Source organism: Pseudomonas sp. Irchel s3b5 (genome assembly GCF_900187435.1).
Taxonomy (GTDB): Bacteria; Pseudomonadota; Gammaproteobacteria; order Pseudomonadales; family Pseudomonadaceae; genus Aquipseudomonas.
The window spans coordinates 137,900-157,178 of record NZ_FYDY01000002.1 but is presented as its reverse complement, the minus strand read 5'-3'; the positions used below and the strand labels follow the sequence as shown (position 1 = coordinate 157,178).

Sequence of the window (19,279 nt, the reverse complement as noted above, 5' to 3'; positions counted from 1 at the left end):
CACCGCCATCGCTAGCAGGCTAGCTCCCACAGTTGATCTCCGCATGCCGTAGATCCCCTGTAGGAGCGGGCTTGCCCGCGATGAGGCCATCAGCTCCAACATCTTCGTGGACTGATACACCGCCATCGCGAGCAAGCTCGCTCCTACAGTTGATCGTCGGATGCCATAAATCCCCTGTAGGAGCGGGCTTGCCCGCGATGAGGCCATCAGCTCCAGCATCTTCGTGGGCAGGTCCACCGCCATCGCTAGCAGGCTAGCTCCCACAGTTGATCTCCGCATGCCGTAGATCCCCTGTAGGAGCGGGCTTGCCCGCGATGAGGCCATCAGCTCCAACATCTTCGTGGACTGATACACCGCCATCGCGGGCAGGCCCATTCCCACCCAGCGGTTTCGGTGCCGGATCCATCAATCGGATTGAATTGTGGCAAGTCAGGATGGCCGTTTGTCGGGCGTATGGTTATGCTCAACGCGTTTTCCATTTGCCAATGATTAACAACCACAGTGAAACCATGAGCCAATCCGAGACGCGTGCGACTGTTCTAGCGCTGTATCCAGAAGACTCCCGCGAGGCGGCGGCATTGCTCAAGCAGGCAGTGCCGCTGATGGTTCGTCACAATATTCCGCCCAACCCGGTGCATTACGCGCTTTGGTACACCTACAGCAAAGGCCAGGAGCCGGAGCTCAATCGCCATCTGGACCGGGTGGTCAACGATTTCGACTATTTCCCGCCGGAATCCGCTACCAAGCTGTTTCGTGAATACATCATCCGCGACGAACTGGCGGACGCCCGCTCCGGGCAGCAGGAAGCGATCAATCTGGTCGACGACATGGAGCGTGATGTATCCCGAAGCGTAAAGGGCAGCCGTCACTTTCAGGCCAGCCTTGACCAATACCTGCAAATGCTTGAAGAGCCAGCCAGCGAGCGCTTGCCGAGCATCCTGATCCAGTTGCAACAGAGCACTCGACTCATGCAGGGCCAGCAAGAGCACTTCCTCACGCAATTGCAGTCTGCGCAGCATGAAATCAAAACCCTGCGCGACAAGCTCGAACGTGCGCAACTGGCGGCGACGCTGGATGGCCTGACCGAACTGTTCAACCGCACCACGTTCAACCGCAAGCTGGAGCAGGCATTCAGCAACGCGCCGAAGGGCGTTGCGCTGGTCATACTGGATATCGACCACTTCAAGCAGTTCAACGATCAGTACGGCCATCCGCTGGGCGACCGTGTTCTGCAGCATGTCGCCCAGGTGCTGCGCGATTCACTGCCAGCCGAGGCGATTGCGGCGCGGTACGGTGGAGAGGAGTTCTGCGTGGTGCTCAAGGACTGTCCGGATCAGGACAGCGCGGCGGCTTTCGCCGAGCGGTTGCGCTTGAAGATCCAGTCGCTGCGGGTCAAGGCCCGAGGCACCGACACCGTGCTGGACACCATCACCGCGTCATTCGGCGTGGCCCACGCTCAACCCGGCGACACCCCGGAAAGCCTGCTGACCCGCGCCGATGATGCGCTGTACCAGGCCAAGCGCAACGGGCGCAATCAAGTACGCCACTAGCCTGACTGACCCGTTACCCGAGAATGAAATACACCTTGCGCACAGGCGTGAGGTTTTCCCACATGCCATTGAAACCACTGGCAACCACAAACGAATCGCCTGCTGTGAAGGTGCGGCTGACACCCTCGGTGTCGGTCAGGCGCACCGTGCCTTCGAGAATATGGCAGAGCTCGTCGTAATCGCACTGACAACGCTCCAGATGCGGCCCGGCCTCCCAGATGCCGGCGACCGCGTTTTTATCAGGTCGAACAAAATGCCGCCAACTGCTGCTGCGATAAGGTGCATCGACCACGGCCGGGTCGTTGATCTCGGTTTCACGGGGCGCAAGGTCACGGTTGGCGAAGTCGATGACGTGCCGGGGCAGGGCTGTGGACATGGGGGTCTCCGGATCAGGAATCGAAGCCGATGCCAAAGGCATCGAAAGTCTTGAGCAGCAAATTGCGGTGACCGTCACGGTCCTCCCGCGCCAGTGAGCGCTGGGCCAGCTTCACACCGACATAACGCAACGGTTCGGGCGGAAAGCGGAACGGCGCCTTGGACGTCATCAGCAGTTCGGTTCGTTCGGTGCGCTCGCCAGCCAACAGGTCGAGCATGTTCAGCGCGGCGAAGCGGCTGGCTGACACGCCTTGCCCGGTGAAGCCCAAGGCATAGGCGACGCGGCCCTGGTGCTCGCAACCGGTGAACATCGTGGTGCGCGCCGAGGTGTCGATGATTCCGCCCCAGGCATGGCTGAAACGTATATCGCGCAGCGCCGCAAAGGTCTGCTGAAACTGTTCGGCCAGGCGCTGGAAACTTTGCGGGCGTTGGGTCAGCGCTTCGTTGCGGCGCCCGCCGAAATGGTAGATGGCGTCGTAGCCGGCCCAGAGAATGCGGTTGTCGGCGGTCTTGCGCAGGTAGTGAAACTGATTGCCGGAGTCGGCGATGCCGTAGCGTCCGGTCCAGCCGATGGTTTGTAACTGCGCATCGCTCAGCGGTTCGCTGACCAGGCTGTAGTCGTAGACCGGGATGACGGTCGAGGCCAAATGACCAAGCAGCGGCGGGGCGATGTTGGTGGCGAGGGCGATCTGCCCGGCCATCACGTCTCCATGGACGGTACGCAGACGCAGGCTGTCGTTGTTGGCGTCCAGTTGCAGCACCGGACTGTTTTCGAACAGTTGAATCCCTTGCTCAAGGCAAGCGCGGCGCAATTCGGTAGCCATTTTTGCCGGGTTGAGCAGGGCGTAGTTGGGTTCGAACAGGCCGGCCGCATAGGTCGGGGAGTCGAGCTTCTGTGCCAGATCGCGGCCCTCAAGCCACTGGCATTCAATGCCGAAACGGGCGTAGTTGCGTTGCATCGAGCGCAGCCCGTCGACCTGCCACGGCTGGGTGGCGACGTTGAGTTTGCCTTCGCGTTCGAACTCGACATTCATGCCGAAGCGTTGCAGGTCGGCAGCCAGTTCGTCGAGGTTCTGCCGGCCCAGGCGGATCAACTGCTGTGCTTCATCCGGCCAACGCTTGAGCGCGTTGGACACGCCATGGGAAATGCTCGGCGCGCAAAAACCACCGTTGCGCCCGCTGGCCTCACCGCCGCAGCGTCGTGCTTCGATGATCGCAATGCTCAGCCCGGGGTTGCGTTGACGCGCCAGCAGGGCGGTCCACAATCCAGTGAATCCACCGCCGACCACCACCAGATCGAACGACACGGACCCACTGACGGAGGGCGCTAGGGGCGGTGGCGTGACGGTGTCCTGCCAAAAGGGATGGGGCAAGACGTGGTCGAGGGAATCGAGACGCGGTGGGGCATTCATGCTGAAACTCCGGCGGTGTGTCGGGCAGCGACGATTGCGTTCGGTTGCCCGACGGTTTTTTGTTGTTTTGGCTAGAGGTCAAGAATGGCGCGTGCGGCAATGTCGGTGCCGCGGGTTGCCTGCATGCGCTCGCTGAACGATGCGAGGCGTTGTTTCATCGCTTGATCGGCCAGCAGTTGTTCGAGGGCGGCGGGCAGGGCGGCCAGGGGATCGGCGAAGCGTGGCAAGTAGCGACCGACGCCGACCTCTTCAGCGCGGGCGGCGTTGTCGTGGCCGTCCCAGCAATACGGAATGATCAGCGACGGCAAACCGAAGTACAGCGCTTCGCAGAAACTGTTGTTGCCGCCGTGATGGATGAACACATCGCATTCCTTGAGCACCGCCGGCTGGGCAAACCAACTGTCGAGGTACACGTTGTCCGGGACGATGGTGTACATGTCGCGGTAGGCGCCGACGTTGACCAGAAAGCGGTACGGCAAGGTTGAGACGGTGCTGATCAGGCGCTTCATCATCTCGGTATCGGCGGCGCCCAGGCTGCCGAAGCTGAGGTAGATCAGCGGTGCGTCGTTGTGCCGTGGAAAATCCGGGACGATGTAAGGCGCTTCCCGTCGCACGCAGCCATCGAGATACACGTAACGCTGCGGATCGAGCGGCTGCTGGCGGTCATAACGAACCGGTGTCGGTGACAGCAGCAGGTTCAGCCATGGTGAGTCAGTGAGGAACTGCCCTGGTGGACACTGCGCGGTATTGTTGCTCAGGAGAAATTGCGAAAAGCGTTCGTGGGCCGGTGCGACTGCCTTCAGGTATTGCTCGGTGTAGCGCTCGCAAGCCGCGGTTTCACGGGTCAGGCAGCCGGACAGGTACGGCGGAACGTTGGCATCCGGCAGCTCGGTTTCGGCGCAGGACACCACGCGCACCCACGGGCAACCCGCGTTGGCGATGGCCGGGAACATCACCACGTTGTCGAGCACGATGACGTCCGGTTTCAGGCGGCTGAGCAACTGCTGCAAGGGTTTTTCCGCTTCGATGGCGGTGTCGATGATCGCTTCCCAGGCCGGCGCGACATAGCTGTCGATCTGCGCCAATGGGGTCTGGTCGAAGTAGGGAATGCTGCGCTCGATGAAGCGCTCCCAATAGTGCTGGTGTTCCGCCGCCGACAACGGGCTCACTTGCGGAATCGGGTATTCGTCGAAACCGTATTCAGCGAACAGTCCCTGAAAATGCTCATGGCAGATGAACACCGGTTTGGCGCCCAGCTCTCGCAGCGACTGAGCGATACCAATGCAGTTCAGGGCCGCGCCGAAACTGGCTTCCGGAAACAGGGCGATCAGTTTTTGTTTTTGCATGAGGCACTGTCCATGGCGGGTCAGACCCGCCGCTCCTGAAGATGTTTTTGATGCTGTCTTATTTTCAAAAAAAAATCATCATGTTTTTACGGGGCGCTTAGCGGCGCCCCAACAGATGACTTTGCGGGATGCCACGGTTAGCGGTTTGCGGGCGTTGCGCGGCACTCAAGCGAAGGTGCAGGCGCAACAGGTCGGCGGCGATCTCCATCTGCCCGCGCTCGATCTGCGCGATGATTTGCAGGTGTTCGCGCAGGGCTTCTTGCAAGCGGTGCACGCTGACCGACGGCAGCAGATTCGGCAGGCGCCGCAGGCTTTGATGCTGGAGCAGGGCGTCGCTGATGAAGCGGTTGCCGCAGCTCTGGGCCAGCAGTTCATGGAAGCTGATGTCCAGCTCGCGAAACTGCTGGATGTCGAAGTTTTCCACGGGGCTGGCAAGCAGGCTTTGCGTGGCGTTGCGCAACAGGCTCAGGCGTTGCGGGTCGGCGTTGAAGCTTGGGCTGAGCAGCGCTTCGGGCTCGAGAATCAGGCGGAATTTCAGGCTTTCTTCGAGGGCGGCCAGGCTGTTCAGCGACGGGCGAAACAGCCAGGACTGACCGGGGCCGCGCTCGATGGCCTGGCTTTCGCTCAGTTGCTGCAGGGTTTTCTGTGCCGCTGGCCGACCGATGTCATAGCGGCGCATCAGTTCGCTGATACTGATGCTGTCACCCAGGCGCCCGGCCATGCGGTCGCGCAGTACCGACGCCGCCAACTCTTCTTCCGCGGCTTGCGGCAGGGCTGCGTTGAATGCCTGACCGGTCGGGGATGCCAGTAATCGGTAGCCCTTGCCGGCTTCATGGCTGAGCAGATTTTCTTCCAGAAGCACTTTCAGGGCGCCGCGGATCAGCGTGCGTGAAACCTGGAACGTGCGGGCCAGCGCCTGTTCGGCCACCGGGTCGCCGGCCACCAGGCCGCTTTCCTGGGTGTGATCGAGGATGCGGCGAGCCAGTTCCAGGTGATTGGTGCGCGGTTTTTTTTCGGCTGTTGTGCTCAAGCGTCTTTTCTCGTTGTGATCCGCTGTCGGGCTCAGGTGTTCATCTTATGTCATGCGCTGGACAATCGTCAGTCCGGAAAAAAGCGTTGACAAGTTTCTATGCTGGTCCTAATTTCGTAAAAAAAACACAAGCAATCGTTTTCCGTTTTGCCGTACTGCCTTCGAACACAACAAAATAAACAATCGTCGGGTGAGTATTTATGAGCAAGCTGAATGATCTTCTGTGCGCCGGATTGGCCGTTTCCCTGGCGATCGCTTCACAGGCTGCAAGTGCGAAAGACATGGTGATTTCCATCTGGGACGGCTACATGGCCCCGGATGCGCTGGAGAAGTTCAAGGCGGCCAGTGGTGTTGACGTCGACAAGGCGTTGCACGCCACTAACGAAGAAATCATGGGCAAGCTCATGGCGTCCGGCGGTGAAGGTTACGACGTGGTGTTCGTGTCCTCGCCCTTCGCTGAAGTCCTGCACAAACAAGGGCTGCTGGCGGACATCGATCCGGTCAAAGTGCCCAATCTGAAAAACCTCTATCCCGAAGCGACCCAGCTGGAATACGACGCCGGTAATCATTTCTCCGTGCCCTACACCTGGGGCACGACCGGTATTTGCTATCGCTCCGACAAGGTGACGCCGGCGCCGAAAAGCTGGAACGAGCTGCTCAACCCCAGCGATGCGCTCAAGGGCAAGGTCACGATGCTGGCCACCGACCGCTGGATGCTTGGCGCCGGTTTCCTCGCCAAGGGTTGGTCGGTCAACGACAGTGACCCCGCGCAGATCGCCGCTGTTCGTGATCAACTGATCGCCACCAAGAAACGCATCCTCGCGTTTGACGACACCACGTTCTACTCCAAACTCGCGTCCGGCGAATCGCTGATGGCCCACGCCTGGGACGGCTGGTGCAACTACGGCACCCAGGCCAACGCGGCGATCAAGTTCGTGGTGCCCAAGGAAGGTTCCGACCTGTGGGTGGACACCATGGTGGTGCTCAAAAGTTCGAAGCACCAGGAAGAAGCCTTCAAATTCGTCAACTTCATGCTCGCCAAGGAAAACCACGCCTGGGTCGCTGAAAACATCCTCTACAAAGTTCCCAACCAGGCTGCAATGGCCGGGTTGTCCGCTGACTTGCTCAAGCAATATCCCAATCTGACCATGACGCCGAGCGAGCTGGTGAAGATGGAGCAATTGCGCGATCTGGGCGGCACTACGCAAAAAGCCTACACCCGCGCCGTGACCGAAATCATGGCGGCACAGAACTAACGCCGCATCGATCCGAGGCCTGCCCGCCAGGCCTCGCCACGTTCGCAAGCCGCCTCTGTCCTGAGGCGGGAGGATAGGGTTAATGAGTGCTTTGCATGCTGACAGGCGTCTGTCGGCCTGGCTTCTTGCGCCCGGCTTCGGCTGGCTGCTGATGTTTCTGGTGGTGCCGTGTTTGCTGGTGCTGGTCTACAGCTTCGTGGAACGCGGCGCGTATGGCGGCATTGACTGGTTGTTTACCTGGGAAAACTACCAGCGCGCATTCGACCCTCTGTACCTGGGCATTCTGCTCAAATCGGCCAAGATCGCCGGGCTGGCGACGCTGTTTGCGGTGCTCATCGGCTATCCGGCGGCCTATGCGATTGCCCGTGCGCCACGGCGGCGTCAGGCGGTGTATCTGTTTCTGGTGATGCTGCCGTTCTGGAGTAACTACCTGATCCGCACTTACGCCTGGATCGTGTTGCTCAACCGCGAAGGCCTGATCAATCGCCTGCTGCAACTGTTCGGCTACAGCGGCGAACCCATCAGCCTGCTGTACACCGAATCGGCGGTGGTACTCGGGTTGGTCTACAACTACATCCCCTTTGTGATCCTGGCGATTTTCTCCTCGTTGTCGCGCATCAACAACGAACTCTGGGACGCCTCCAGAGACCTCGGCGCCTCGGGCTGGATGACGTTCCGGCGGATCATCCTGCCGCTGAGCGTGCCCGGCATCGCCGCGGGTTCGGTGTTTGTCTTTGTGCTGAGCATCGGCAACTTCATCACCGCCGACCTGTTGGGTGGCAAGCAGGTGCAGATGGTTGGCAACCTGATCTATTCGCAGTTCCTCACGGCGCGGGACTGGCCGTTCGGTGCGGCGCTGAGCTTCTTCCTGATCGCGATCATGCTGGTCCTGTTGTTCATCCAGGCCCTGGTGGCGCGCCGTGCAGAAGGGGCACGCTCATGAGTCAGCCACGTTCGGTCAGCGGCGCCGTATTGAGTACGCACCTGGGGCTGGTCTATGCCTTCCTTTATGTACCGATCCTGGTGCTGATTCTGTTGTCGTTCAACAAGTCCGGATTGCCGACCGCCTGGGGCGGCGTGTCATTTAAGTGGTACGCGGCACTGGCGCATAACACGGCGATTCTGTCGGCGGCGCTCAATACCTTGATCGTCGCACTGTCGGCGACGTTCATTGCCTGCGTGCTCGGAACGTTCCTGGCGCTGGGTATCGAGTTGCGCCGCAAGGACAACCACAAGGGGCAAGTGGTCGACACCTTGCTGATGGCGCCGATGATTATTCCTGACATCGTGCTGGCGATTGCGCTGCTGAGCTTCTTCAACCTGCTCAAGGTTGGGTTGGGCTTGCACTCGATCATCATCAGCCACGCGGTGTTCAACATTGCCTTCGTCTGCGCCGTGGTGCGCACGCGGCTCAAGCACTTCGACTATTCGATCCTCGAAGCCTCGATTGACCTCGGCGCGAGCTGGTTCACCACGTTCCGTCGGGTGCTGTTGCCGGTGATTTTCCCCGGTGTGCTGGCCGGTGGATTGCTTTCGTTCACCCTGTCGGTGGACGAATTCATCATCGCCTTTTTTAACTCCGGCTCCGGCCAGGCGTCGACGACTTTGCCCATGCAGATCTACGCCATGATCCGCTTCGGCGTCACCCCGGAAATCAACGCTCTGGCGACGCTGGTGATGCTGGTCAGCATCACCGCGCTGCTGGCTTCGCAGCGTCTCAACAAGGCTCCTCGCACCCATGAATAATTCTTCTGCGGTACTGATCCTGGACAAGGTCAGCAAGTCTTATGGCAACGGTCTGGCGGTCGACGAAGTGTCGCTGAGCATCCGCGAGAACGAGTTCTTCGCGCTGCTTGGCCCGTCTGGCTGCGGCAAGACCACGCTGTTGCGCATGCTCGCCGGTTTCGAGACCCCCAGCGGTGGCTGCATTTATCTGGATGGCAATGACATCTCGCCGCTGCCGCCGAACAAGCGTCCGTTGAACCTGATGTTTCAGTCCTATGCACTGTTTCCCAACATGACCGTGCGCAAGAACATCGCCTACGGTCTGGAGATGGAACGTCTGCCCGAGCTGGAAATCCGTCGCCGGGTCGATGAAGTACTGAGCACCGCGCAACTGGGCGAGTTGGCCGAACGCAAGCCCGATCAGCTTTCCGGTGGTCAACGCCAGCGAGTGGCGCTGGCACGGGCACTGGTCAAACGTCCGCGTGTGTTGTTGCTCGACGAGCCCTTGGGCGCACTCGACAAAAAGCTGCGGGAAAAGATGCAGCTAGAACTCAAGCGCCTGCAACACGAGAGCGGCATCACCTTCATCATCGTCACCCACGACCAGGAAGAAGCGCTGGTGATGTCCGACCGCATGGCCGTGCTCGACGGCGGCAAGGTGTGCCAGTGCGGTAGCCCGACCGAGCTTTACGAAAACCCCAACAGCCGTTTCGTGGCCAACTTCATCGGCGTCAGCAACCTGCTCGAAGGTGTGCGCTCGGGCCCGCATTCGGTGCGGGTGAACGGCCAGGAACTGAGTGTTGAAACCGACGCACCGATGGTCAACGGCCAGGCCGTCGCCGTGGTGGTACGGCCGGAACGCTTGCTGGTGCTGACGGAGCAGGGCGGTGATTGCGCCAATCAGGTCAGCGGCAAGATCGTCGAAGTCGCCTACCACGGCCTCGATACCAACCTGCACGTGCAGACGCCGCTCAGCGACAAACCGCTGATCGTGCGCGTGCCGTCCTCACAGTTTGAATTCGCCCATTTTGCAATCGACACCACCATCCGGCTGGGCTGGCAGGCCCGGCATGCCCGCGTATTGACGCGCTGAAAAACAAAAAGACCCGGCAGGAGCAGCACTCGATGAAACAGAAAGTGATCGCATTCTTTCCCGAAGCCGCCTACGGCCCGGCGCTCAATTCAGTCGGTATCGCCCAGGCGTGTGAAGCCCTGGGGCACAAAGCGGTGTTTCTCACCGACCCGGGCATGAGCGGCGTGTACGCCGGTTATGGTTTTGAAGAACACATGGTCAACATGTCGGCGCCGATGCCGGCCGAAGAAATGGCCCGCTATTGGGTGGACTTCATCAACGGCCACATTCCGAACTTCCGCAAGTCGCCGCTGGATCAGATCGACAACTACGTCAAGGAATGCTGGGCCGCCATTGTCGAAACGGCGAAGTGGGCGCAAAAGGATCTGCCGGCGGTGCTGGACAAGGTCAAGCCCGACCTGATCTGCGTCGACAACGTGATCCTGTTCCCGGCGATCAAGCAATACGGCAAGCCGTGGGTGCGGATCATTTCCTGCTCGGAAAACGAAATCGAAGACCCGGATATCCCGCCGCACCTGTCGGGCATGAGCATCGACGACAAGGCGGGCCACGCGCAATTTCGCCAGCGCTTTGAACAGGTGATCAGTCCGATTCACGAGGACTTCAACCAGTTCCTGCAAGCCCATGGAGAGGCGCCGTATCCGCTGGGTACGTTCTTCGAAGCTTCGCCGTTCATGAACCTGCTGTTGTACCCGGATGCGGTGAAGTTCGACCGTCGCCATCCATTGCCGGCCGAACGTTTCCACTACCTGCAAGGTTGCGTGCGTCACGACACTCCGTATGAGATTCCGCCGTTCCGTGCGCATAACGACAAACCGTTGCTGTATGCGAGTTTCGGCAGCCTCGGTTCCGGCGATGTCGAGTTGCTCAAACGCCTGATCGAGGCGGTGGGCAAGCTGCCTTATCGGGCGCTTTTCAACGTCGGCGAGCACCTCGACGAATACCCGGACCTGCCGGACAACGTGCAGATTTCCAACTGGTTCCCGCAACCGTCGGTGATTGCCCAGGTCGACGCGGTGATCCACCACGGCGGCAACAACAGCTTCACCGAGTGCCTGTTCTTCGGCAAACCGGCGATTGTCATGTCCTACGTGTGGGACGGTCACGACAACGCCATGCGCGCAGAAGAAAGCGGTCACGGCTTCAAGCTCGACCGCTATGAGTGGAGCGAAGAACAGCTCGCACAAAAACTCCACGCCTGCCTCAACGATGAGGCCATGCGCCAACGTTTGCAGCGCACCAGCGCGCAGATGCAATCCCGCAAAGGGCCGCAAGACGCGGCCGCGATTCTCGACAAGGTGCTCAACGATGCCTGATTCATCCACCACGGCGGGTATCACGCCGTACCTCGAAGCCGTCAGCAGCCGCACCGATCTGGTGGACTGGGGCGTGCAGAGCGACGCCGTCGAAGGTGTCTCGCATTCCAGCGGCCGATTGCTGTTCAAAGGCCCGAACAACAGCCCGGAAACCGGGTTGTGGGTGTGCACGCCGGGGCGCTGGCGGTTGTCGATTCCCCGGGATGAGCTGTGCCATTTCCTCGCGGGGCACGCCATTTACCGCAACGACAACGGCGAAGTGATCGAAGTGCGCCCCAACACCCTGGTGCTGTTCCCGGCGGGTTGGACCGGCGAGTGCGAAGTCCGGGAAACCCTGCGCAACGTTTACATGCTTACCTGAACTTTGTAGGAGCCGGCTTGCTGGCGATAGCGGTACGCCGGGCGACATCGGTGTCGACTGTCCCGACGCAATCGCCAGCAAGCCGGCTCCTACACAGAATGTGGCCATCACAAAAATCACGCTCTTAGTAGGAGCTGGCTTGCCAGCAAAGAGGCCCGCAAGATCGATGAAAAACTCAAGGTCGTAATCGCCAGCAAGCCGGCTCCTACACAGAATGTGGCCAAAACAAAAATCACGCTCTTAGTAGGAGCTGGCTTGCCAGCGAAGAGGCCCACAGGATTGATGAAAAACTCGAGGTCGCAATCGCCAGCAAGCCGGCTCCTACAGAGAGTGTGGTCATCACACAAATCACGCTCTTCGTAGGAACTGGCTTGCCAGCGAAGAGGACCGCAGGATTGATGAAAAACTCGAGGTCGCAATCGCCAGCAAGCCGGCTCCTACAGAGAGTGTGGTCATCACAAAAATCACGCTCTTAGTAGGAGCTGGCTTGCCAGCGAAGAGGCCCACAGGATTGATGAAAAACTCAAGGCCGCCTTCGCCAGCAAGCCGGCTCCTACAGGTTAGATACTGACTATTTACTGGAGAAAATGAATGACTACCCCGTTTCTGTACGACCCGCTGAGCATCACCGACGTCAAGGATTGGGGCGTGATCCCGACCATGCTCGAAGGCGAATCCCGCGTTTCCGGCGTGGTGCTGCACAAAGGCCCGGAAGGCCAGTCCGAGTGCGGCATCTGGATCTGCACGCCGGGTAAGTGGTTTTGCCATGTCACCAGCGACGAGTTCTGCCACTTCCTCGAGGGTCGCTGCACGTACGTTCACGAGTCCGGCGAAGTGATCGAGATCAAACCGGACACCGCCGCATTCTTTCGCAAAGACTGGAAAGGCGTGTGCACCGTCCACGAGACCATCAAAAAGGTCTACATGATCCGGTGACCGCCATGACAGATGCACTGGCGTCATTGCCAACCCGTGAAGAGCAGCGCGCAGCGTTTCTGGCATGTGCCGGTTACGCCGGGACAGCGCTGATCGCGCTGCCGGCGGATGCTTCGACCCGGCGCTACTTTCGCCTGGACGGCGCCGGGCTGTTGTTGATGGATTCGCCACCCCACAGCGAACCCATCGGCCCGTTTGTACGGGTCGCCCGGCAGTTGCAGGGGCTGGGCCTGTCCGCGCCGGCCTTGCTGGAAGTGGACGAAGCGGCGGGGCTGGCCCTGATCGAGGATTTCGGTCACGACACCTACACCCGGCTGCTGGCGGCCGGCTACTCGGAGTCGGGGTTGTATCACCTTGCAGTCGATACGTTGGTGACGCTGCATCGCGCGCCATCAGCCGCTGAACTGGCCCCTTACGACGAACAACGACTGGCAGACGAATACGCACTGTTTATCGATTGGTACGTGCCGCTGTTGATCGGCAAAGAAGCGGCGCACAAGCTGCGCGATGAGTATCTGGCGCTGTTCGCGGACGCCTGTCGCGACGTCGCAAAACGCCGCGAAGCTTTGGTGCTGCGGGACTTCCATGTCGACAACCTGATGCTGTTGCAAGGCCGTGAAGGTGTCGCGGCCTGCGGCTTGCTGGATTTTCAGGACGCGTTGGTCGGGGCGGCGGCCTATGACCTGATGTCGCTGCTCGAAGACGCCCGGCGCGATGTGCCTGAAGCGTTGCGAGAGAAACTGATCACCCTTTACCTGTTGCAGCGCCCGGAGCTGGATGCGTTGCGTTTTCTCGCCGATTACCGGTGCCTGGCGGCCCAGCGTCACGCCAAGGTGCTGGGGATATTCGTGCGCCTGGCGGGCCGCGACGGCAAGCACGGATACCTGGCGCACCTGCCGCGCACTCTGGGCCTGTTTGTCCGCGCCCTTGAAGCCCAAGCCTTTGCGCCGCTGCGCCAGTGGCTCGACCGGCATGTTTCGGGCTGGCGCGATGAACTGCCCGCCGAGACGCTGGCGATGTTGCGCCAAACCCCTTATCGATTGGTTCAAGGATCCTCCCATGGCCACGTTCAACACTGACACCGCTTTGCGTTTCATCAATTCCGAATTCCTGCCTCTGACCGCTGGCCGCGTGCGTGAAGTGCTCGACCCCGCGACCTTGCAGCCGGTGGGGCAGGTCGGTCTGTGTGGCGAAACGGACGTACAAGCCGCCATCGATGCCGCCACCGCTGCGCAAAAACAGTGGCGCGTGGTCGATGCCAAAAGCCGCGCCGCACGCCTGCATCAACTGGCCAACGCCATCGAACAGAACGTGGCCTGCAACCGCGAAGTCGCACGCTTGATGACCCTCGAAATGGGCAAGCCGTTTCCCGAGGCCATGGGCGAGCTGGCGAACTGCGCGCCGATCTTTCGCTACTACGCAGAAATGGCCCGGGACGATGCCGGCAAGGTGGCCGGCACTACGCAAATCGGTTCTTTCCAGCATGTGCGTTACGAGCCGTATGGCGTCAGCGTGCACATCATGCCGTTCAACTTTCCGATCCTGCTGATGTGCTGGACGGTCGCCGCGTCGCTGGCGGCGGGCAACGCCTGCATCATCAAACCGGCGGAAGCCACGACCCTGTGCACCCTCAAATTCATGGAGCATTTCACGGCGCTGTTGCCGGGGCTGGTGTCCTGCGTGCCGGGTGATGCTGCAACCGCGCAGCTGCTGGTGCAGTCGGAGCAGACCCATGCGGTAGCGTTCACCGGCAGCGTGGCGGCGGGCAAAGCCGTGGCCGTGGCGTGTGCCGAACGGATGAAACCCTGTGTGATCGAGGCCGGTGGCAGTGATCCGCTGATCATTTCCAAGCATGCGCCACTGGAAGTTGCAGCGGCCGGCGCGGTGACCGCAGCGTTTCATCTCAGTGGGCAGATTTGCACCTCGGCCGAACGTTTTTATGTGGTCGACGAGATTCATGACGAGTTTGTCGCCAGGTTCGCCGAGTGCACCCGTGCCTTGCGTATCGGCCACGGCCTGGAACGTTCGGAAATCGGGCCGATGGTCAGCGAGGCGGCGCGCAACAAAGTCATGCGCCTGGTCGATGACGCCGTGGCCAAGGGCGCAACAGTGGTCTGCGGCGGGCGAATTCCGCCACAGCACACGGTGGGCTGGTTCTACGAGCCGACCATCCTCACCGGCGTGACCGGTGACATGGCGATCCTGCAGGAAGAGTGCTTCGGCCCGGTGGCGGCGATCTGCCGTGTGAGCGACTTCGACGAAGCCGTGCGGCTGGCCAATGATTCGCCGTTCGGCCTTGGCGCGTCGCTGTTCTCCACCGACCTGGCCGAAGCCATGGAGGCCGCCGAGCGGCTGGAGGCGGGCATGGTCTGGGTCAACAACCCGCTGATCGACAACGATGCGCTGCCGTTCGGTGGCTGGAAAATGTCGGGCCTTGGGCGTGAACTGGGGCGTCAGGGGCTTGAGGCATTCCGCCGTTCGAAGATGGTCATCATCGATCATCAGCCCAAGATTCAGGACTGGTGGTACCCGTACGCCGACGACGTGTTCTATCGCGATCCGGTCTGAAACCGGCGCCTTCAAGAAGGCCGCTTCCCCAGTTTGTAGGAAGCGGCCTCGTCAAACGTCGCTGGGAGGCCTTCAGTAAACATCCCGCAAATAACGCTTCTGCTCGCTCAACCGGCGCCAGTAATCACTGGCGTTTTCGGCGCTGAGCCCACCATGGTTTTGCGCAACTTCGCGCAAGGCCCGATCGACATCTTTGGCCATCTGGCTGGCGTCGCCACAGACGTACAGTTGCGCACCCTCCTGCAACCAGCGCCACAGTTCTGCACCTTGTTCGCGAATCCGGTCCTGCACGTAGATCTTCTGTGACTGGTCGCGGGAAAACGCCAGGCTCAGTTGCGTCAGCGTGCCGTCGCGCTGCATGCCTTGCAGTTCGTCGCGGTAGTAGAAGTCGGTGGCGGCATGCTGTTCGCCGAAGAACAGCCAGTTCTTGCCCTGGTCGCCCCGGGCGCGGCGCTCCTGCAGGAAGGCGCGAAACGGCGCCACACCGGTGCCCGGGCCAATCATGATCATCGGCACGTCGCCATCGACCGGTGCGCGGAAGTGCTTCGACGGCTGGACGAACACCGGCACGTTGCCGCTCTGGGCGCGGTCGGCGAGAAAGGTCGAAGACACGCCTTTGCGTTTGCCATAGCGCACGGCCGCCACCGTGAGGTGGATTTCCCGAGGGTGCGCCTTGGGGCTTGAAGCGATGGAGTACAGGCGCGGTTGCAGGCGTTTCAACGTCCCCAGCAACTCGCTCGCCGAGCAATTCACCGGAAACTCCTGCAACACGTCCGCCAGTTGCCGACCCCACAGCCAGTCCTTTAATTCGGCTTTGCGCTCACTGCCCAGCAGTTGTTTCAGTCTGGGGTTGGTGCTGCGCTCGGCGATGAACGCCAGGGTTTCGCTGTTCGGGCGTGCGATTTCGAAATGCTCGGTCAGGGCTTGATGCAGCGGCACTTCGCCGCGTTGATCGATGCTCACGGCGGTTTCGCCGCGCAACCGGGTCAGATCGAGCAGTTCGCTGACCAGCTCAGGGCAGTTGCGCGGGTAAACGCCCAAGGCGTCTCCGGCCTCGTAACGCAGGTCAGAATCCGTCAGGTCGAGGGCGAACATGCGGGTTTCCTTGTTCGGGCTCTGGCTGTTGAGGTGCAGATTGGTCAGCAGGCGAGAAGCGTAAGGCCTGGACTTTGCCGATGTTTCGACGGGATCGCTGCCGGTGCTTGGCGACACTTCGACGGTGGCTGACGGCTTCAGGGTTTTGCGCAGTTCGGCGAGCCAGGCGTCTGCTTGCTCCTCGAATTCGGTATCGCAATCCACCCGCTCCAGCAGGCGCGTAGCCCCCAGTTCTTGCAGGCGTTGATCGAGTTTTTTGCCGTGCTGGCAGAACTGATCGTAGTTGGGGTCGCCCAAGGCGAGCACGGCAAAGCGCAGTGATTCAAGGCGCGTCTCGGCGGTGTTGAGGGTGTGCCAGAAGCCTTCGCCGTTGTCCGGTGGATCGCCGTCGCCGAAGGTGCTGCTGATCAGTGCCAGCGTCTGGGTATTGGCGAGTTTGCTGGCGGGAAAGTCCGCCATCGCGCTCAGCTCCACGCTGACACCGTCGTCCCGCAGACGCGCGGCAAAACGCTCGGCCAGCGCTTCGGCATTGCCGGTTTGCGAGGCCCATAACAGGGTCACGGCCGGCTGATCGGTGACTGTCGCCGGGGCATGGCTGTCAGGCTCAACTCGACTGAACAGCCCGCCGAGAACGCCGTCCAGCCAGAGTCGCGTATCCGCAGCCAAAGGCGCGTTGGACGGCATGACCGGCACGCCGCTCACTTGACGACCGGCCGGGGATTGCAGGCCGCTGATAAAACCGGCGAGGTAGGTGCGTTCACGATCATTGAGTTGAGGAGACGGCAGGCTGCTGATGCCCACGAGGTCAGCGAAGGCCGAGAGGCTCGACATGGCAATTTCCTCTGTTAAAGCGGGGAGTGGGGTGACCGTGGCCGGCGCCGGGGTATCGAGGAACCGGTGCTCGATCAGTTCGACCCGTTGCAGGGCGACGGCGCAGAACTTGAGTTCTGGCTGCTGCGAAAGGGCGTCGACGGCGTCGTTGGTGACGGCGTTGATTGCCAGGTGCTCGCCGAACACATCGCTCCAGTGAAACGGCGCAAAGCAATTGCCCTGGCGCACCCGGTCGGTCACCACGGCGGGCAACACGGCGCGGCCGCGCACTGAACGCACTTCGACCGGGTCCTTGTCCTTGAGGCCCAGCTGACGCGCATCCTCAGGGTGAATTTCAATGAACGGTCCCGGATTGAGTTTGTTCAGCGTCTCGACTTTGCCGGTCTTGGTCAGGGTGTGCCATTGGTGCTGCAAGCGGCCGGTGTTGAGTACGAAAGGAAAGGACTCATCGGGCATTTCGGCGGGCGCCAGGTGCGGACGCGGCAGGAAAATGCCTTTGCCGTGGCGGGTCGGGAATGTGATGGCGGGCGCGCTGAGATCGGCATCCTTGTCGATGTAGCGAATCGGGTTGCGATCGGCGGCGGACTCGGACGCGCAAGGCCATTGCAGCGGTTTCTCGCGCAGACGCGGGTAGCTGGCGCCGCGAATGTCATAGCCGGTGGCCGGGTTCCAGGCACGTTTGATTTCTTCAAACACTTCGCTGGCGTCGGCATAAGTGAAGGCTTCGGCGAAGCCCATCGCGCACGCCACTCGGGCGATGATTTGCCAGTCGGGCAGCGTTTCGCCGGGCGCTTCCACGGCTTTTTGCATCAGTGTCAGGTTGCGCTCGGAGTTGATCATCACGCCTTCGGCTTCGGCCCAGAGAGCGCCCGGCAGCAGGATGTCGGCGTAGCGGTTGGTCTCGGTATCGAGAAAGGCATCCTGCGTGATGACCAGTTCAGCCGCCTGTAAACCTTCAATGACGCTCTGGCGATTGGGCGCAGACGCCACCGGGTTGGTGCAGATGATCCAGCAAGCCTTGATCTGGCCAGCGCGCATTTGCTCGAACATTGCCACGGTACCTGCGCCGGCAGTCGTTGGCAGGCTGCCGTGCGGGATGCGCCACAGGTCTTCGATGAATACGCGGTCAGCCTCGACCAGCGTCGAACGCTGTCCCGGCAGGCCCGGCCCCATGTAGCCCATTTCGCGTCCGCCCATGGCGTTCGGTTGCCCGGTCAGGGAAAACGGTCCGCTGCCCGGTCGGCAGATGGCGCCAGTGGCCAGGTGCAGGTTGCACAGCGCGTTGGTGTTCCAGGTGCCGTGGGTGCTTTGGTTCAGGCCCATGGTCCAGCAACTCATCCATTCAGCGGCCTCGCCAATCCACTGCGCGGCCTGGCGAATGTCCGCCTCAGGAAGGCCGGTGATCTCGGCAACCTTGTCTGCTGGGTAGTCCTCCAGAAACCCGGGCATGGCCTCCCAGCCTTGGGTGAAGGAGGCGATGAAGGCCGGGTCGGTGTGGCCGTTTTTCACCAACAGGTGCAGCAAACCGTTGAGCAACGCGAGGTCGGTGCCGGGTTTGATCGGCAGGAACAGGTCGGCCTTGAGCGCGGTGGCGCTGCGCCGTGGATCGACCACGATCAGCTTCGCCCCGGCCTTGACCCGGTCCATCATGCGCAGGAACAGAATCGGGTGACAGTCGGCCATGTTCGCGCCGATCACGAAGAACAGGTCCGCGTGATCGAAGTCGTCATAAGAGCCGGGCGGCCCGTCGGCGCCGAGGGACAGTTTGTAGCCGCTGCTGGCGCTGGCCATGCACAGGCGGGAATTGGATTCGATGTGAGGGGTGCGGACAAAACCCTTGGCCAGTTTGTTGACCAGGTACTGGGCCTCCAGCGACATCTGCCCGGACACATAGAAGGACAGGGCATCGGGACCGTGGGAATCCAGAATGTGGCGCAGTCTGGCGGCTGTTTCGTTGATGGCGTTGTCCATCGTCACGCGCACCGGGTCGCGATCGCGCTCCTGGCGCAGGTAGGCATTTTCCATGCGCCCCGACTCGGCAATCGCCTGCCCGCTGGTGGTGCCTTTGGTGCACAGACGGCCGGCATTGGCCGGATGGGTCTTGTCGCCAGTCACCTTGATCACGCGGTTGTCTTCGACCTGCATGACGATGCCGCAGCCCACACCGCAATAGGGACACACGCTGCGTACGGATTTACTTGCCATCTTCGCCCCTTGGATCTTTTGCCAGCACTTGCCGAACCCGGAAACAAAAAAGGCGCCATGTGACCCTCCGTTAAAACGGGGGTTACACGGCGCCTTTGTCGTATGTGGGCAATCAGCGTTGACTGCCTATTGGTGAGGTTCTAGCAAGTCACGCGCCAGAATGCTCGATTGCTGCGTTAT

15 protein-coding genes are annotated in these 19,279 nt (G+C 61.1%); 10 read left to right on the top strand and 5 right to left on the bottom strand.

The features are described from left to right. Positions 1 to 509: 509 nt before the first annotated feature. Positions 510 to 1,550: a GGDEF domain-containing protein gene (locus CKW15_RS02840; protein WP_256583056.1), complete on the top strand. Its 1,041-nt coding sequence runs from the start codon at positions 510 to 512 to the stop codon at positions 1,548 to 1,550. 13 nt (positions 1,551 to 1,563) lie between these two features. On the opposite strand, the gene CKW15_RS02835 is transcribed toward CKW15_RS02840, so the two are convergent. From CKW15_RS02835 to CKW15_RS02820, 4 genes are all read right to left on the bottom strand, one after another. Then, positions 1,564 to 1,926, bottom strand: a complete 363-nt coding sequence (locus tag CKW15_RS02835) for a cupin domain-containing protein (RefSeq protein ID WP_095151551.1) — start codon at positions 1,924 to 1,926, stop codon at positions 1,564 to 1,566. Between the two features lie 13 nt (positions 1,927 to 1,939). Beyond that, on the bottom strand, positions 1,940 to 3,337 hold the full coding sequence (locus CKW15_RS02830; protein WP_095151550.1) for an FAD-binding oxidoreductase: 1,398 nt from the start codon (positions 3,335 to 3,337) through the stop codon (positions 1,940 to 1,942). A 71-nt stretch (positions 3,338 to 3,408) separates the two neighbouring features. After that, positions 3,409 to 4,683: a glycosyltransferase gene (locus CKW15_RS02825; RefSeq protein WP_095151549.1), complete on the bottom strand. Its 1,275-nt coding sequence runs from the start codon at positions 4,681 to 4,683 to the stop codon at positions 3,409 to 3,411. 97 nt (positions 4,684 to 4,780) lie between these two features. Further along, positions 4,781 to 5,713 (bottom strand): GntR family transcriptional regulator, encoded by a 933-nt coding sequence (locus tag CKW15_RS02820; RefSeq protein ID WP_095058465.1) that lies wholly within the window; start codon positions 5,711 to 5,713, stop codon positions 4,781 to 4,783. A gap of 200 nt (positions 5,714 to 5,913) precedes the next feature. Between CKW15_RS02820 and CKW15_RS02815 the strand changes: the two genes are divergently transcribed. The 9 genes from CKW15_RS02815 (at position 5,914) to CKW15_RS02775 (ending at position 14,968) form a co-directional block, all read left to right on the top strand. Continuing rightward, positions 5,914 to 6,969, top strand: coding sequence for a spermidine/putrescine ABC transporter substrate-binding protein (locus CKW15_RS02815; protein ID WP_095151548.1), 1,056 nt, complete (start codon positions 5,914 to 5,916; stop codon positions 6,967 to 6,969). A gap of 82 nt (positions 6,970 to 7,051) precedes the next feature. Then, the gene (locus CKW15_RS02810) at positions 7,052 to 7,912 is read left to right on the top strand and encodes an ABC transporter permease (RefSeq protein ID WP_095058467.1); all 861 of its coding nucleotides are present in this window, start codon (positions 7,052 to 7,054) and stop codon (positions 7,910 to 7,912) included. Further along, on the top strand, positions 7,909 to 8,715 hold the full coding sequence (locus tag CKW15_RS02805) for an ABC transporter permease (RefSeq protein ID WP_095151547.1): 807 nt from the start codon (positions 7,909 to 7,911) through the stop codon (positions 8,713 to 8,715). Before CKW15_RS02810 ends, CKW15_RS02805 begins: the two co-directional genes overlap by 4 nt. Continuing rightward, positions 8,708 to 9,787, top strand: coding sequence for an ABC transporter ATP-binding protein (locus CKW15_RS02800; RefSeq protein WP_095151546.1), 1,080 nt, complete (start codon positions 8,708 to 8,710; stop codon positions 9,785 to 9,787). Before CKW15_RS02805 ends, CKW15_RS02800 begins: the two co-directional genes overlap by 8 nt. A gap of 32 nt (positions 9,788 to 9,819) precedes the next feature. After that, positions 9,820 to 11,103, top strand: coding sequence for a glycosyltransferase (locus tag CKW15_RS02795; RefSeq protein WP_095151545.1), 1,284 nt, complete (start codon positions 9,820 to 9,822; stop codon positions 11,101 to 11,103). Then, positions 11,096 to 11,464, top strand: coding sequence for a cupin domain-containing protein (locus CKW15_RS02790; RefSeq protein WP_095151544.1), 369 nt, complete (start codon positions 11,096 to 11,098; stop codon positions 11,462 to 11,464). The genes CKW15_RS02795 and CKW15_RS02790 overlap by 8 nt, the downstream gene beginning before the upstream one ends. Before the next feature lie 591 nt (positions 11,465 to 12,055). Continuing rightward, a complete protein-coding gene (locus tag CKW15_RS02785; protein WP_095058472.1) occupies positions 12,056 to 12,400 on the top strand; it encodes a cupin domain-containing protein in 345 nt (114 codons plus the stop codon). A gap of 5 nt (positions 12,401 to 12,405) precedes the next feature. Then, complete coding sequence (locus tag CKW15_RS02780; protein ID WP_095151543.1) at positions 12,406 to 13,479, top strand: aminoglycoside phosphotransferase family protein; 1,074 nt, start codon at positions 12,406 to 12,408, stop codon at positions 13,477 to 13,479. Beyond that, positions 13,460 to 14,968, top strand: coding sequence for an aldehyde dehydrogenase (locus tag CKW15_RS02775; RefSeq protein WP_095151542.1), 1,509 nt, complete (start codon positions 13,460 to 13,462; stop codon positions 14,966 to 14,968). The genes CKW15_RS02780 and CKW15_RS02775 overlap by 20 nt, the downstream gene beginning before the upstream one ends. Positions 14,969 to 15,040: 72 nt before the next feature. On the opposite strand, the gene CKW15_RS02770 is transcribed toward CKW15_RS02775, so the two are convergent. Next, complete coding sequence (locus tag CKW15_RS02770; protein ID WP_095151541.1) at positions 15,041 to 19,099, bottom strand: bifunctional nitrate reductase/sulfite reductase flavoprotein subunit alpha; 4,059 nt, start codon at positions 19,097 to 19,099, stop codon at positions 15,041 to 15,043. Between the last annotated feature and the right edge of the window lie 180 nt (positions 19,100 to 19,279).